Genomic DNA, 14,840 nt, shown 5'->3' with positions numbered 1-14,840 from the left:
GTAAAGCAAGCTACCGATCTGATAAATATCGTAAACTAGATGTACTGAATTGTTTGCTGAAACAACACCACTCGATCAGGCAGAAGCAAAGCTAAATAGATAAGGCTGGCTTATTAAGCCAATACCAGAAAGCAACAGTCCCGACGGCATACGCCAGCACATCAACTGGGTCGGCGACGGCGGTGGCAGAAAAGTAAGGCAGCCCACCTTCAAACCAGACGGACACGTAGAGCCAGGCAGCCAGCAGCCACAAATCAGGAAAAATAAAGGTTAAGGAGCGAGCCACCAGCCGGCGTTGGGCGGCCAGTGCAAGGCTGAGTATAACAGGCATACTGGCCACATCACTCAGGTAGGAGGTAAGCAGCAGCGGCAGCGGCCAGTGTAGAAGGTAGCGGTTTAGTTGGTAGGCGGCATACACTAACACTGCGCCCACAAACAGCGGGTGACGAAACTCAGGCCATAGCTTCATTTTAGCCGGCGGCAAGTGTCACCAGCCAAATGATAAACGAAAGGATGGCGGCAAACGCGAACTGTCCGCCCCGAACGATGGTCTTGAAAAAGCGCACGGCCGCATTGTCGTCGGGCTTTATCTCTATCAGGAACATGGGGGCATTTTCTGCTGTTCCAGTTTCTCGCGCTCCAGCGCGCTCTGCTGCGCCCGCGGGTCGAGTAACTCGCCACAGTGCTCACAGCGGTCATCGGCCCTATGTTGCCACGTAGACCACTGCTGGCAGTGCGGACATTTTTTGGAGGCAAGTAGAGGTGAGTCTGCCATCTGTACAAGTTAGGAAAACCAATCATCAGTACTAGTGAGTTACTGTTGATTTGGCGGTACGCGTAAGCAAATGCGGCCGGCGGCTACGCTAGTAAATGCTGTGCTTCACTAGTGTAGCCGCCGGCCGCCCTCAGATTATCCTTCCGCGGCTACAGCTCCATAATATCCTCGTTCCACAGCGTGGGCTCCGCCTCGATAAACTCCTGCATCATCTGCACGCACTCGTCCAGATCCACGATTTCGACCTCTACGCCGTGCGACTCCAGAAACTCCTTCGACTCGCCAAACGTGCGCGACTCGCCCACCACTACTTTCGGGATTTTGAACTGCACGATGGTGCCCGCGCACATAAAGCAGGGCATAAGCGTAGTGTAGAGCACTGTGTCGCGGTAGGTGCGCTGGCGGCCGGCGTTGTAGAGGCAGTCCATCTCGCCGTGCTTGATGGGGTTGTTTTCCTGCACTCGCTTGTTGCGTCCGCGAGCCACGATTTGCCCCCCACGCACCAGCACAGAGCCAATCGGAATACCACCTTCCTGGCGGCCTTGTCGCGCCTCGTCGATGGCAGCTTTCATGAATTCGTCCATAAGTTTCAGGGGGTAGGTTGAAAGTAAAGCTGCAAAGGTATTTTTACCCGCTTATAAAGCAGAAAATAATGGTAGATGAATTTCAATTAGAGCTTCTAACTATTGGCTGGCTGCCAGATTTACCCGAAGACGGCGACTTATGTGCTCATGGTCATGTGCTCGTCCGAATCGGTAATTCCATTCTCTCCGATGCAACCTTGGACGAGTGGACGGTAAGCGCTGGTGCTCTATATCTGCTGCGAACTTTAACTCAGAATCATTTGCCGGAGGCCCCGATCTGTGACCAATTGTTACCGTGCTGCGGCTTCACAATGTGGCCACACCCAACTAGCGACGATGTATTGATTTTTGGATGTACGAATGGAATAGACTGGAATGTGCAGCACGAGCCTGATGCTGTTCGCCTGACTGCTGCTGATGGGGCTACGGTACTACTCTCCGATAAACAATACCAAGCAAAGGTTCTGGCATTCGTTGACGCCGTAGAGCACTTTTATCAACGCAGCCAACCAAAGAATATTCCGGCTGATCCTCATGACGCGGAAGGATATGCGCTTTTTTGGCGTGAATGGCATCGGCGCCGGGTAGCTTTTGCTTGAGCGGCATTATTAATCTATATCTGTTTCTACTGTATTCAACAGTACTTTCCCTACCGCGCGCAAATGCCTTTGTAGGGGCAATACTGACACCGCACTAGGTCATCCGTTTTGCGAATGGGTTCGGCAGGGTCCAGAATACGGTGCACGAAGTTGGTGAGCAGTTCCTGGCCTTTATCGAGGAAGGATGTACCGTCTTCTGTCAGAAACCCCATTTCCGCCGTCATCGGGCCGGCGCTGAGGTTGCGCAACGAAATAATGGCCGCATCGGCGGCGGGACGGCCCGAGCGCTCCAGCATGAAGCGGTAGAGCCAGAGCTGTCGCACTTTATCGGCGGAAGGCGTAGCGTCGGTGAGCAGGCGCTGGGTGGCCGCGGCCGCGTCTTCGCCGCGCTTTTGCAGGCGCAGTTCGTGGGCTTGCACAAGGCCGGTTTTATAGTCTACCACGCGCAGGCGGCCGTCGGGTAGCTCGTCGAGGCGGTCGGCGATGCCGTAGAGGCGTAGGGGCAGGGTGTCGCCATTGGGTAAGGTGATGGGAATCTCGGTTTGCAGAATTTCTTCTAATCCGCTGACTTGTAGAGGCAATGCGCCGGCTTGCTCCGGTAAGCCTTCAAGGTAGCGGCGCACGAGCTGCGCGGCCACTTGACCAAGCACGTGGTTCAGACCTTCATCGGGACGAGCGTGGCGCTCGTCTTCTTCCTGACGCATGGCGCGGGCTACTTCATCGGGCACTTGCTGAAGCAGAGCGGGTAGTTCGGCGGTCGTCAGGGGGCGTTTTTCCTGCGCGAAAGGCCTGAGCAAGTTTTCTAGTACCTCGTGTACTACCGTTCCGAAGCCATCGGCCCCCAGCTTTTCCTCCACTTCTTCGGCTTCCTGAAATTTGGCCAGGCGAGCGAAATAAAACTGAAGGGAACAGTTCAAAAACTGATTTAGGGCCGAAGGCGAAAGACCACGAATAAGCACGCCGCGCAGAGCCGTGAGCATGTCGAAGTCCTTTTCCAGCACTAGGTCGCCGACGGGCGTTTGGGTGATTGTGTCGCCTTCTGCTGCCGCTGGCTCATTATCGGAACTGTCGGCCATAACCGTGGCTACCACATCGCGCAGCACCAATCCTGGATTCTGGGGGGCTAAATCGTTCTCAATCTGAAGCAAAAAGCGGCTGCGCTCACCCGTGCGCGTGCCTTCGGCGCCCGGCAGCACGTGGAGCAAATCTACTTTGCGGGCGCGCTGAAGCAGGCGCCAGAACTGGTGGGCGGTAGCGGCTTCGTGGTCGGCGTAGGTGGGTAGGTTGAACTCGCGCAGCACGTCGTAGGGAAAGAGCGAATTGCTGCGCTTGGGTGCGGGCAGTACGTTTTCGTTGCAGCTCAGTATAATGACGTGGTCGAAGTCGAGAGCGCGAGTTTCCAGCAAACCCATGACTTGCACATCAGCAATTGGTTCGCCGCTGAAAGGCAGACGGGTGCGGGCCATTTGCTCGTACAAAAACCGCCGAAAAGAGCGCACCGATAGACGCTGCTCCCGGCAGTCGAACACCGAATCGAGCCGTTTGACCAAGGTGAAAAATAGGTACAGATATTCTGCTTCGATGGCCGAGTGCTGATCCTGGTATGCCTTTTTAAGTAGATCAATGAGCGTGTAGCAAGCGGCAATAATATCGTCGCACGTGTCCCAGGTAGCGAATAGGGCTTCCACCAGCGGGTGCTGTTTGCCAAGGTGCAGCAACTCACTGGCGGGGAGCAGCACGGCATTGCGCTTCACAATCTGGTTGCACACGTGCTCGAGCAAACCGTGGTACTGGGAGGCATTTTCTTGCTTGTCGAGCCACTGCTGGTAGCGCCGCAGAAACGGGTGCTGAAGCAGCTTCGTGACGGCCAAATGATGGTAGCGCGGCACGCCGTAGCCCGTCTCGGGTGAGCCTTCCCGAATGCCAGTCAAATGCACTTCAAAGAGCAAATCAACGAGGTTGAACAGGGGCGTGCTCTGAAAGCTCAAACCCATGGTCACGTTGTACTCGGGCACGGCCTCAGGAGGCAACCCGTGCAGCACGGGCAACAAGAGAGTTTCGTCGGGCAGCACGATGGCAACCTTGGCTTGCGGGTTTTGCAGGCGCGACGCCGCTAGCAGCTGACCGGCTACTTTGCCCTGCATACTCGCATTGGCCACGCCCACAAACTGAATTTCGCGGGATAAGGTGCGCAACAAGTCGGGGAGGGCGCCGGTGGTGCTGGCGAAGCTCTCGGGGGGCAAATCCCACTGTTGGCGGTAGCGGCGCAGGTGTTGGCCAGCTCGGTTGGGCGAGTCCTGCTCCAAGTAAAACGCGTCGCCATCGAAGCGTACTTCGGCGCGGCCTTGCTTGAGGAGCAGACGAATAAGCTTTTCTTCGGCTTTAGATAACGAGCCCAAGCCTAAAAACACGTGCTGGGGGGCTTTTTGGCCGTTATCTAACATGTTTTGCACGTGCTCCACGGCTAAGCGGTAAGCCAGGCCGGGGTAGGCTACGCCCTGCTGCTCCATGCGTTTGCGCAGGCGCCAGTACACTTTTTCCAGGTCGTCCCAGAAGCGGAAGTAGGCCACGGTGGTGCTGGCGGGCGTAGGCATCTGCTCTAGCGCCCAACGCTCCAGGGCTTTTGCCTCGGTGAGGTAGTCGAAGACTTTGGCGGGGAAAGCCAGATTTTGGTCGAGGTTGGAAAAGTCCTGCAACAACAGCCCTGACCAACCCACAAACTGATCGAAATCCAGCTTCTTATCAATATCGCGCAGAATATCGAACAGCATGAGCTGCAAGGCAATCGGCTCCTCTACCTGCACGCCGGCCAGCTCTACCATGTAGTCTTCCATGGCCGCGATGCGCGGACTCCACAAGGCTGTACCTACCTCCGTGGCCAGGGCCAGTTCGTTTTTTAAGTATACCACGGCCCGTCGCGTGGGCACTACCACCACTACATCCGATAGTTCGGAGCCCGGAAAGCGCGCCACCAAGTCGCGTGCCGCCTGAGTGAGGAAGGCCACCGGAGCGGCATCGGTAGCAGCAGGCGAAGGATAGGCAGCAAGAGCAGGAGAGGAGGTAAAAGACATGGAGGTAAAAAATGATAAACGCCTGTTTGCTGATTATCCCCTTGAGTGGCCTAAGGAGGAGCTTGCTTGAGGAGGCACGAAATATGCTGTCAGTCCGATAAAGTACAATTGTTGAACACGTTGGTTATGCGTCCGGTTCGTTGCTTACTGCTTATTGTCTTACTTCTGGCTGCTTTCAATAGCTATGCGCAAATGGGCCGGCTGGGGGCTATCAGGTCCGTTGAGGAGTTTAAATTTAAATCCATTTTTGGTGCGCCCAAGAAAGATAGTACCCTTGCGTACTGTCTGCTGGGAACGGGCTTTTTCAAAAGTCGGCAGGCGCAAGGTGCCGACACCCTGATTGCCAGATGGATAAAGCAGCACCCCGCGGCGCGGGTAATACCTGTATCAACTATTCAATCAACGATGATTGGCGCGGCCAATTCAAGCATGACTTATTGCTGGATGGTCGATAAAGAGGAAAACCTGAATGTGTACCTGATCCGCAACGGCTACTTTCCGGGGGCACGATGCAGAAGCCTAAGACGGACGTGAAGACCTATATCAGCAAAAAGGAATATGAAGAGTTTATGCGCCAAATCCGGTTAGCTGAACTCTACGCCCAGAAAAAGAAACTGGGCGTGTGGGTGAAGCAATAATCTTCGGTAAGGACTTAAGTATGTTTGTAACTATCTTTCTGAGAATCTCTTAGCTAGATAAATAATCAAAAAAAGCTCGCCGGGGCAAGCTTCGCAAACTATGCGAGCTTGCCCCGGCGAGCTTTTTTGATCCAGTGTTATCAAATAAATTAATCAAACATTTAAAACATTATCATAAAAATCAGGTTTAAGTCTCCAACTCCAACGGCTGAATCGCGAAGCCAGTAGCTTCTTGGTTCAGGAAACTGGCTGCCAGACTAGGCAGAACTTATACCCACCGATCATTATATGTCCGACGAAAACCCGCAGTGCACCGAACAAAGAATTAAGGAAGCGGCGCGCAAGGTGTTTATAGAGAAGGGGTTCGACGGTACTACTACCCGCGACATTGCCGAGGTAGCTGGCATCAATCAAGCTCTGACGAACTATTATTTCCGTAGCAAGGAAAAGCTCTTTCGACTGATTTTTGAGGATATATACCGGGAATACTTTCAGGAAATCTTCTGCATCATGGCTCAGCCTTTAGAGCTACGTGTCAAGATTCCGCAGTTGGTAGAGGCGCACTTCACCTTGTTCCATCAGAACCCGGATCTGCCTCTGTTTCTGCTTTCTGAAATGCGCCGTCATCCCGACTTGCTCACGCCTGCTACCTATGCAAATAAGGAAAGGCCGGTCTTCGTTTTCCTGCGCCAACTACAGCAAGCTGCCGACGAAGGCCAGATTCGACCGGTGGCGCCGATGCATGTGTTGCAGCTGGTAATGGCCAATATTCAGTTCATGTACCTGTCGCGGCCCATCACCATGGAAATTTCTGAGCTGGATGAGGCAGCCCACGCGGAATTCACGCGTCGTCATAAGGACATCGTTATTGATATGCTGATGAACTATCTCTTTATAGGTTAAAAAAGCCCCCCAAGCTGTAGGCGCTGGTGTAGCCAGCGCTGCGGCGGTCGCCTTTTTAGTTTGAATACTGATTACAAGATGAAGCATCTATTTGCCCCCCAGCGGTTTGCAGGCCGTATATTCGTGCTAAGCGTAGCATTCGTGTGTAGTTCACTGCTTGGTTGGGCTCAATCCGGAAGACCGGGCGCGCCAGCGGCGTTGCCCGCCAACGCCACCCTGGAAGAGTGCGTGCAGTTTGCCCTCCGCAATCAGCCGTTGGTGCGGCAAGCGACGATTGACGAGGCCATTGGGGAGCGTCAAATCCGCATTGGCTTGTCTGATTGGCTGCCGCAAGTGCAGGGCGTGGGCTCGTATACCCGCAACCTGATTTTGCCCACCACCGTGCTGCCCAACTTTCAGGACCCCACGGCCGGGCAGCAGCTGGTACGCATCGGCCTGAAGAATACCTCTACCGTCGGCTTGCAGGGTACGCAGCTCTTGTACAGCAACGATGTGCTGCTAGCGGCCCGCTCCATGCGCTTCGTTCGGCTGAATAACAGCCAAAATACCACTGCCTTCAAGATTGACGTGGTCACCAACGTAAGCAAGGCTTTCTACGATATTCTGCTGACCCAGGAGCAGCTGCGCATTCTGGATGAGGCTATTGTGCGCCAGGAAAAGCAGTTGAAAGATGCCTTTGCGCAATATGAAGTAGGCATCACCGACAAGATTGACTACAAGCGCGCCTCCATTTCGGTGAAGAACGCCCGCGCCCAGCGCAAGACCACGGCCGAATCGTTGAAGGGTAAGTACGCCACGCTCAAGCAGCTCATGGGCTACGCGCCCGAAAACAACCTGGCGCTGGCTTACGACACGGCCCAGATGATTCAGCAAACCCGCCTCGATACCACGCGGCAGCTGAGTTTTGAGAATCGCATTGAGGTGCAGCAGCTATTAACCCAGAAAAAGCTACAGCGCATCAACATCGACTATTACCGGTTGGGCTTCCTACCCTCGCTCTCGGGCTTTGTCAACTACAACCGCGTGTATCAAAACAACGACTTCTCGGCGCTGTATGACCGGGCGTTTCCCAATTCCCAGGCTGGTTTCCAACTGGCCTTACCCATTTTTACGGGCACCCGCCGCACTCAGAATCTGAAAATCGCGGAGCTACAGGATGAGCGCCTAGACCTGGATCTGTTCGACACCAAAAACCAGATCAATTCGGAGTACGAGCAGGCGCTGGCCACGTATAAAAGTGCTCTCAACGACTTGGCGACGCAGCAGGAAAACGCCCGCGACGCTCAGGAAATCTACGGCATTGTGAAGCTGCAATACGACGAAGGCATCAAAACCTACCTGGAAGTAATTGTGGCCGAAACCGATTTACGGACATCACAGCTTAACTATTACAACTCACTTTTTGCCGTGCTAGCCAGCAAGCTCGACGTGGAGCGGGCCTTGGGCACCATCGCGCTAAACTAACCTGAAACCATAGTAACGCCGTGCATTTGCGTGGTTTTAGTGGTTTAAAAACTAATCGAAAATGCCCCCCAGGGTGTTTAAAATGGCTTATTACTTTACAAACATCTACCCCATGAAGTGGAATTTAGTCCGGCTGTTACCCTTTGTTATCGGCTCGGTGGCAGCTACTGCCTGCGGCGCGAAGAAAGAGGAAGCTGCGCAGAACGCGGCCCCAGCGGCAGTGCCCGTGACGGTGTACAAGGTGACCGAGGAAAGCGTGGTGGGCATCGATACCTATCCCGGGACGGTGGTGCCGCTCCAGGAGGTAGAACTGCGGGCCGAAGTGAGTGGCTACCTGACCAAAAGCTACGTGCAGGATGGGCAGCGGGTAACCAAGGGCCAACGGCTCTACGAGATTGACCAGAGTCGGTACGCGGCGGCCTACCAGTCGGCGCAGGCGCAGCTGCGCATCACGCAGGCCAACTACGAGAAGGCCGCCAAGGATGCGGAGCGCTACAACCGCCTGGCCGAGCAAGACGCCATTGCCCGCCAGCGCGTCGACTATGCCACTACCGACGTAGCCAATGCGCGGGCTCAGATAAGCGCGGCCCAGGCCAGCCTCGCCAATGCCGCCACTGACCTGCGCCGCTCCGTAATTATAGCGCCCTTCAACGGCACTATCGGTTTGGCGCAGGTGAAGCTGGGCTCGCTCGTAACGCCCGGCACGACCCTGCTGAACACGATTTCCTCCGACAACCCGATTGCCGTGGACTTCCCGGTCAACGAGCAGCTTATTCCGCGCTTTGCGAAGTTCCAGCGGCCGTCGGGGGGCAATTCTGACTCGTTGTTTACGCTGATACTAGGAGGGGAGGAAGTTTACCCCGCACCCGGCAAGATCAACACGATCGACCGGGCCGTAAATCCACAAACCGGTACTATCACGGTACGTCTGCAATTCCCGAACGCCGACCGCACGTTGCGGGCCGGCATGAACGCCACCGTGCGCGTGCTGAACGAGGATACCGGTCGCCAGATTGTCATTCCGAACAAGGCCGTGACGGAGCAAATGGGCGAATTCTTTGTGTACGTGGTTGGCGACAGTAGCAAAGTAAACCAGCGCAAAGTGCTGACCGGCACGCGGCTAAAAGACAAAATAGTAGTGCGCAAGGGCCTCAAAGCCGACGAAGTAATTGTCAGCGAAGGCATGCAGAATCTGCGCGAAGGTGCAGTGGTAAAAATCGACGAGCCTACCGCGCCGGTAGCCCAGGGCACGCCAGCAAAGTAATAAGTAGTGAGTAAAACATTAGAACGTCATGCAGAGCGGAGCGAAGCATCTCGCGTGCTGACATTAGGTTAGTAATCCACCGGCGCGAGCGAGATGCTCCGCTCTGCATGACCGCCTTTAGAAATGGAAGGCATAACGACCGCAACGATTCACCAACTGAAGGTCAGCTTAGCTGACGCTTGGTGTACTAATTTTTAGAGTATGATATCTGACGTTTTTATTCGGCGACCGGTCACGGCCATCGTCATTTCGATAGTGATTGTGCTGCTGGGGGCCCTTTCTATCCTGAACCTTCCCGTCAGCCAATACCCCAATATTTCGCCGCCGGTAGTGCAGGTAGCGGGTAGCTTCACCGGGGCCGACGCCCAGACGGTGGAACAAACCGTGGTGACGCCCATCGAAACCCAGATCAACGGGACGCCGGGTATGGCTTACATGCAGTCCAACGCTACTAACGACGGCCGCATGAGCACCAACGTCACCTTCGACATTGGTACCAACATCGACATCGCCACTCTCGACGTGCAAAACCGCGTGAGTGTGGCCCAGCCTACCTTGCCCGATGAGGTAAAGCGCCTGGGCCTGACGGTGAAAAAGCGTAACCCAACCATTCTGATGGTGCTGGCCATTTACTCGCCTAAGCGTACCCACAGCACCGCTTTTCTCGACAACTACACCAACGTGTACGTCCGCGACGCTCTGCTGCGCGTGCCCGGCGTCGGCGACGTAACTGCGCTGGGCCAAGACTTTAGTATGCGCGTCTGGCTCCAGCCCGACAAGATGGCCCAGCTTGGCCTCAGCGTAACGGAAGTAACCAATGCCCTGCGCGAGCAAAACGTGCAGGTGGCCGCCGGATCGGTAGGCACGGCCCCGCAGTTCAGCTCCCAGGCATTTCAGTACACGATTTTTGTCAATGGCCGCCTGAATCAGGTGGAGGAGTTCGAGGAGATTGTGGTGCGTACCAACCCCGAGGATGGCTCAGTGGTGCAGCTAAAAGATATAGCGCGCGTGCAGCTTGGCCAGTTTGACTACTCACGCTACAACACCACCAATGGCATCCCAACCACGCTGCTGCTGGTCAACCAAACGCCCGGCGGCAACGCCCTGCAAACGGCCGATGGCATCTACGCGGCCATGGACGCGCTGCAGGAAAAATTCCCCCCAGACGTAACCTATCAAGCGGCGTTTGAGTCGGTTACGGTAGTGCGTGTTTCCATTCGGGAGGTGCTCCAAACCCTGGGCGAAGCGCTGCTACTAGTGACGCTCGTTGTGTTCTTGTTTCTGCAAAGCTGGCGCGCCACCCTCATCCCGATTCTGGCTATTCCGGTGGCTATTGTGGGCACGTTTATCTTCTTTATTCCGCTGGGTTTCACCATCAACACGCTGACGCTCTTCGGCTTCGTGCTGGCCATTGGTATTGTGGTCGATGACGCGATTGTGGTGGTGGAAGCTGTGCAGCACTACATCGACAACGAGAAAATATCGGCCCGCGAAGCGACCATAAAGGCCATGAAGGACATCACGGCCCCGGTTATCGCCATTGCTCTGATTCTGGCAGCCGTGTTCGTTCCGGTAGGCTTTATTCCGGGTATCGTGGGCAAGCTTTACCAGCAGTTTGCTATTACCATCGCTATTTCGGTGGTGCTATCGGCCTTCATCGCCCTGACGCTCACCCCGGCCTTGTGCGCTCTGCTCATGCGTCCCACCGAGCAAAATCCCGATTCCAAGGGCCTAAACAAGCTATTCTACCGGTTCAATATGTGGTTTGGCCGCACCACCGAATCGTACTCCATGGGCGTGCGCAAAGCCCTTCGTTTCGCGCCCTTCGTGATGATTCTGCTGGCCTGTATTTATGCCGGTACCGTGGGCCTTTTCACGGCCAAGCCTACGGGCTTTATTCCGACGGAGGACGAAGGCCGCTTGTTTGTATCCGTGGAGTTGCCGCAGGGGGCTTCCAGTGCCCGCACCAAGCAGGTGCTCGATCAGATGTCGGAGATAATGCGCACGAAAGCGCCCGCCCTGCGCACGTATACGGCTGTGGGGGGCTTAAATGCCTTGAACTTCTCCTTCAAACCTAGCAGCGGCACCTTCTTTATCCAACTCAAGCCCTGGGATGAGCGCAAGGATGAGTCGTTGCAGCTGGCGGGTGTTATTGCCGGTCTGCAGAAGGAGTTTTCGGTGATTAAGGGAGCCAACATTGTGGTGGTGCCGCCGCCCGCTATTCCAGGTTTGGGTAACACCGGCGGCTTCAGCTTTCAGCTCGAACAACGCGAGGGTTCCACGGATATCAAGGCCTTCGAGGACGCCGTCAATAAGTTCGTAGCCGCCGCCAACCAACGGCCGGAAATCGGGCGGGCGTTCACCTTCTTTACGGCCAAAACGCCTGGTTATCAGGTGACCGTAGATCGGGAAAAAGCCAAGAAGCTGGGCGTGTCCCTGTCAAACGTGTTCACCACCATGTCGACCTATATGGGCTCGGCTTACATCAACGACTTCACCAAGTACGGCCGCAACTTCCGCGTCGTGGCCCAGGCCGATACCTTCTACCGCAAGGATATTGAGAATCTGGGGGGCTATTATGTGATGAATCAGCAGGGGCAGAACATCCCGCTGCGCTCCATCATCACGACCAAAGTAGTAGAAAATGCCCCCCTAATTTCCCACTATAACCTGTTCCGCTCGGCCGAGATAAACGGCGACGCAGCCCCCGGCTACAGCTCGGGCCAGGCCATTAAAGCCCTGGAAGAAGTGGCCGCCGATGTGCTGCCCGCCGGTTATGGCTACGACTTCTCGGGTTTGAGCCGGGAGGAAATAAGCTCAGGCAACAGCACCATCATCATTTTCGGCCTTTCGATTATGTTCGTGTTCCTGCTGCTGGCGGCGTTGTACGAAAGCTGGTCGGTGCCGTTTTCGGTGCTATTGTCGGTGCCGTTGGGCGCGTTTGGGGCGATGGTGGCGTTGATCTTCCTGCCCAAGCTAACCAACAACGTGTACGCCCAGATTGGCCTGATTACACTCATTGGTTTGGCGGCCAAAAACGCCATTCTGATCGTGGAATTCGCTAAGGAACGCGTCGATTTGGGCATGAACCTCATTGAGGCTACAATCGATGCGGTGAAGCTTCGCCTGCGCCCAATTATTATGACCTCGCTGGCCTTTATTCTGGGCGTGCTGCCACTGGCTTTTGCTTCGGGTGCCGGCGCCGTGTCGCGCCAGACGATTGGCTGGACGGTAACCGGTGGGATGTTGGCGGCCACCTTTCTGGCCATCTTTATCGTGCCTGTGCTTTACGTGCTCATTACCAAGTTTGCCTACGGTAAAACCCGGCTGGCCGAACTGGAAGCCAGCTACGACCCAGCAGCCCACGGTCATGAGCAGCACGGCTCAAAAGAGCCAAATACGCCCCCCACAGGTCCGGCTGGGCCCAGCAGCAACGGCCACGACAGCGAAGAGCGGAAGCGTAAGAAGCAGACGCCACCCGAAATTGGAACCTAAGCTTTTGGTAGGTTCGGTAAGGCAGTTGTAAGCTGACAATTATAGAGAAGCCCGACCATAAATGCAACAAAGTTGCATTTATGGTCGGGCTTCTCTACTTTTAGGCTAAAGAGCACCCTAGCGGCTGCATAGCTTAAGCAGATGCCCTGTCACTATTATATATATACCCATGGCTTCATCCTCTGTCAATCCCGCATTACAAGTAACCTACGACGTGCTAATTATTGGCGGTAGTACGGCTGGACTAAGTGCAGCGCTGATGCTGGGGCGTTCCTTGCGTAAGGTATTAGTCATTGACGGCGGCCGGCCTTGCAACCGCTATACGCCCCATTCGCACGGGTTTATGACGCGGGATGGGGAAACGCCTGCGCAACTTTTGGCCTTAGCCAAAGCCCAGGCGCTAGCTTATCCAACAGTAACGTTCCTGCCAAGCTTTGTGACGAATATCGCCCAGAATGGAAGCGGGTTTGTGGTGCAGACTGACGAGCGGGGGGCTTTTTTTGCGCGTCGGGTCCTGCTGGCGACGGGCGTAGAGGATCTGATGCCGCCCATCGAGGGCTTCGCCAAATGCTGGGGCAAGTCGGTGCTGCACTGCCCGTATTGTCATGGCTATGAAGTGCATAGTCAACCGTTGGGCTTGTTGGGAAATGGTGACGCAGGCTATGAGTTGGTTCGCCTTATTCAGAACTGGAGCAAGGACCTCACGCTGTTCACCAATGGCCCATCGACGCTAAGCGCCGAGCAAGAGCGGCAAGTACAGCAGCTGGGCATTCCGCTTATTGAAAGCCCTATCTCGCGTATTGAGCATGAAAACGGATTGATGCGCGCTGTCTACTTTCAAGACGGCTCACGGTTGCCGCTGAGTGCCATGTTTGCCCGCGTCCCGTTTCGGCAGCACACCAATTTAGCCGAGCAGATAGGCTGTGAGCTTACCGCTACCGGTCTGATTGCCGTGGCTGAGTTTGGCCAGACCAGCGTATCCGGAGTGTATGCGGCAGGGGACAATAGTAGTCCGATGCGCCAGATAGCCTTGGCCAGTGCCAGCGGCGTGAAGGCCGGCAGCTGGATAAACCGAGAACTGATTGACGAGGACTTGGCGGCAATGCTCTCTACTGAGCGGAAAACCGAAATGCGGCCGGCGTAACGCCCGTCTTGCTTTTGAACAGGCGGGTGAAGTACTGAGGATACTCGAATCCCAGCTGAAACGCGGTTTCGTTGATGGAAAGCGATGTGGTCAGCAGAAGGCGCTTCGCTTTCTCAATCAGGCCGTGGTGTAGATGCTGCTGAGTAGTTTGGCCCGTGAGCGTGCGCAGCATGTCGCTGAGGTAGGCGGGCGATACGCTGAGCTCGTCGGCAAAATGCTGCACCGTGGGCAGCGGCCGATTGCCATCCTGCGCGAAGTACATGGTGAGCAGCGACTCGAAGCGGGTGAGCAGGTCGTGCTCGGCTGTGCGCCGCGTCACGAACTGCCGATGATAAAAGCGGTTGGCGTAGTTGAGCAGCACTTCCAACTGCGACACTAGCACATCTTGGCTAAAGGTATCGATGGGCTGCTCGTATTCACTCTGCATCCCGTGTAGGAGTCCATCCAGTAAGCTTTCCTCGCGGGCCGATAAGTGCAGGGCTTCGTGCAGCTCATAGGAAAAGAAGCCGTAGCTGTCTATTTTCTTACCCAGCGGGTATTTCAGTAATAAGTCGGGGTGAAAGGCCAGCATCCAGCCGCTTATCTCGGAGGTATCGAGAGTTTCGCTGACCGCAAACACCTGGCCCGGCCCCAGAAAGACCATGACGCCCTCACTGAAATCGTAGGATTGGTGTCCGTAAAATAGCTGCCCCTTCAGGTTGCGCTTCAACGAAACAGTATAGAGCTGCTGTACCACGGGTGTCATCACCCGCGGCAGGTTACGGCAAGCCGCCAGGTCGATGATCGTGAGCAGGGGATGCGCAGGAGCGGGCAGACCGTAAAACCGGGTATAGTCGGTGACGGTAGACAGTACCCGAAACTCTTTTGTGGGCTGTTTCATAATCGTAAAAGATAACTGCTTTT

13 protein-coding genes are annotated in these 14,840 nt (G+C 55.4%); 8 read left to right on the top strand and 5 right to left on the bottom strand.

The genetic code is table 11. From position 1 onward, the window contains the following. Window positions 1-91 precede the first annotated feature (91 nt). The 3 genes from G7064_RS02220 to G7064_RS02215 form a co-directional block, all read right to left on the bottom strand. A complete protein-coding gene (locus G7064_RS02220; protein ID WP_166072269.1) occupies window positions 92-469 on the bottom strand; it encodes a magnesium citrate secondary transporter in 378 nt (125 codons plus the stop codon). A 1-nt stretch (window position 470) separates the two neighbouring features. Beyond that, window positions 471-605 carry a hypothetical protein gene (locus G7064_RS22670; protein ID WP_262888640.1) on the bottom strand — a complete coding sequence of 45 codons (135 nt, stop codon included), beginning with the start codon at window positions 603-605 and terminating at the stop codon, window positions 471-473. 319 nt (window positions 606-924) lie between these two features. Then, on the bottom strand, window positions 925-1,359 hold the full coding sequence (locus G7064_RS02215; RefSeq protein WP_166072268.1) for a nucleoside deaminase: 435 nt from the start codon (window positions 1,357-1,359) through the stop codon (window positions 925-927). Between the two features lie 17 nt (window positions 1,360-1,376). Between G7064_RS02215 and G7064_RS02210 the strand changes: the two genes are divergently transcribed. Continuing rightward, window positions 1,377-1,958 carry a hypothetical protein gene (locus tag G7064_RS02210; RefSeq protein WP_166072266.1) on the top strand — a complete coding sequence of 194 codons (582 nt, stop codon included), beginning with the start codon at window positions 1,377-1,379 and terminating at the stop codon, window positions 1,956-1,958. 50 nt (window positions 1,959-2,008) lie between these two features. Here the strand turns inward: G7064_RS02210 and G7064_RS02205 are convergent, their stop codons facing one another. Beyond that, on the bottom strand, window positions 2,009-5,029 hold the full coding sequence (locus G7064_RS02205) for a PD-(D/E)XK nuclease family protein (protein WP_166072265.1): 3,021 nt from the start codon (window positions 5,027-5,029) through the stop codon (window positions 2,009-2,011). 126 nt (window positions 5,030-5,155) lie between these two features. Here G7064_RS02205 and G7064_RS02200 point away from each other — a divergent pair, with 126 nt between their 5' ends. The 7 genes from G7064_RS02200 to G7064_RS02175 all read left to right on the top strand — a co-directional run bounded on the left by G7064_RS02200 (window position 5,156) and on the right by G7064_RS02175 (window position 13,937). Beyond that, window positions 5,156-5,563 (top strand): hypothetical protein, encoded by a 408-nt coding sequence (locus G7064_RS02200; protein ID WP_166072264.1) that lies wholly within the window; start codon window positions 5,156-5,158, stop codon window positions 5,561-5,563. Beyond that, the gene (locus tag G7064_RS22665; RefSeq protein WP_262888639.1) at window positions 5,539-5,667 is read left to right on the top strand and encodes a hypothetical protein; all 129 of its coding nucleotides are present in this window, start codon (window positions 5,539-5,541) and stop codon (window positions 5,665-5,667) included. The genes G7064_RS02200 and G7064_RS22665 overlap by 25 nt, the downstream gene beginning before the upstream one ends. Before the next feature lie 288 nt (window positions 5,668-5,955). Then, window positions 5,956-6,570, top strand: a complete 615-nt coding sequence (locus G7064_RS02195; protein ID WP_133272821.1) for a TetR/AcrR family transcriptional regulator — start codon at window positions 5,956-5,958, stop codon at window positions 6,568-6,570. A 60-nt stretch (window positions 6,571-6,630) separates the two neighbouring features. Next, the gene (locus G7064_RS02190; protein WP_166072263.1) at window positions 6,631-8,034 is read left to right on the top strand and encodes a TolC family protein; all 1,404 of its coding nucleotides are present in this window, start codon (window positions 6,631-6,633) and stop codon (window positions 8,032-8,034) included. Between the two features lie 112 nt (window positions 8,035-8,146). Further along, on the top strand, window positions 8,147-9,298 hold the full coding sequence (locus G7064_RS02185; protein ID WP_166072262.1) for an efflux RND transporter periplasmic adaptor subunit: 1,152 nt from the start codon (window positions 8,147-8,149) through the stop codon (window positions 9,296-9,298). A gap of 201 nt (window positions 9,299-9,499) precedes the next feature. Continuing rightward, entirely contained in the window at window positions 9,500-12,793 is a 3,294-nt protein-coding gene (locus G7064_RS02180) for an efflux RND transporter permease subunit (RefSeq protein WP_166072261.1), read from the top strand. A gap of 169 nt (window positions 12,794-12,962) precedes the next feature. Beyond that, a complete protein-coding gene (locus G7064_RS02175) occupies window positions 12,963-13,937 on the top strand; it encodes an NAD(P)/FAD-dependent oxidoreductase (protein ID WP_166072260.1) in 975 nt (324 codons plus the stop codon). Here G7064_RS02175 and G7064_RS02170 read toward each other — a convergent pair. Then, window positions 13,903-14,817: a helix-turn-helix domain-containing protein gene (locus G7064_RS02170; protein ID WP_166072259.1), complete on the bottom strand. Its 915-nt coding sequence runs from the start codon at window positions 14,815-14,817 to the stop codon at window positions 13,903-13,905. The two genes, G7064_RS02175 and G7064_RS02170, sit on opposite strands and share 35 nt — an antisense overlap. Between the last annotated feature and the right edge of the window lie 23 nt (window positions 14,818-14,840).

Origin of the sequence: Hymenobacter sp. HDW8 (assembly GCF_011305775.1) — a bacterium.
In the GTDB taxonomy this organism is placed as follows: Bacteria; Bacteroidota; Bacteroidia; order Cytophagales; family Hymenobacteraceae; genus Hymenobacter; species Hymenobacter radiodurans.
Note: the sequence above shows the minus strand (reverse complement) of the source record. Positions and strands in the feature narration are given on the sequence as shown.

What these genes read in the sequence shown, in the direction of transcription:
- G7064_RS02185 (WP_166072262.1), top strand. Translation starts at nt 8,147, where the DNA reads ATGAAGTGGAATTTAGTCCGGCTGTTACCCTTTGTTATCGGCTCGGTG.
- G7064_RS02180 (WP_166072261.1), top strand. Translation starts at nt 9,500, where the DNA reads ATGATATCTGACGTTTTTATTCGGCGACCGGTCACGGCCATCGTCATT.
- G7064_RS02195 (WP_133272821.1), top strand. Translation starts at nt 5,956, where the DNA reads ATGTCCGACGAAAACCCGCAGTGCACCGAACAAAGAATTAAGGAAGCG.
- G7064_RS22665 (WP_262888639.1), top strand. Translation starts at nt 5,539, where the DNA reads ATGCAGAAGCCTAAGACGGACGTGAAGACCTATATCAGCAAAAAGGAA.
- G7064_RS02205 (WP_166072265.1), bottom strand. Translation starts at nt 5,029, where the DNA reads ATGTCTTTTACCTCCTCTCCTGCTCTTGCTGCCTATCCTTCGCCTGCT.
- G7064_RS02215 (WP_166072268.1), bottom strand. Translation starts at nt 1,359, where the DNA reads ATGGACGAATTCATGAAAGCTGCCATCGACGAGGCGCGACAAGGCCGC.
- G7064_RS02170 (WP_166072259.1), bottom strand. Translation starts at nt 14,817, where the DNA reads ATGAAACAGCCCACAAAAGAGTTTCGGGTACTGTCTACCGTCACCGAC.
- G7064_RS02175 (WP_166072260.1), top strand. Translation starts at nt 12,963, where the DNA reads ATGGCTTCATCCTCTGTCAATCCCGCATTACAAGTAACCTACGACGTG.
- G7064_RS22670 (WP_262888640.1), bottom strand. Translation starts at nt 605, where the DNA reads ATGTTCCTGATAGAGATAAAGCCCGACGACAATGCGGCCGTGCGCTTT.
- G7064_RS02200 (WP_166072264.1), top strand. Translation starts at nt 5,156, where the DNA reads ATGCGTCCGGTTCGTTGCTTACTGCTTATTGTCTTACTTCTGGCTGCT.
- G7064_RS02220 (WP_166072269.1), bottom strand. Translation starts at nt 469, where the DNA reads ATGAAGCTATGGCCTGAGTTTCGTCACCCGCTGTTTGTGGGCGCAGTG.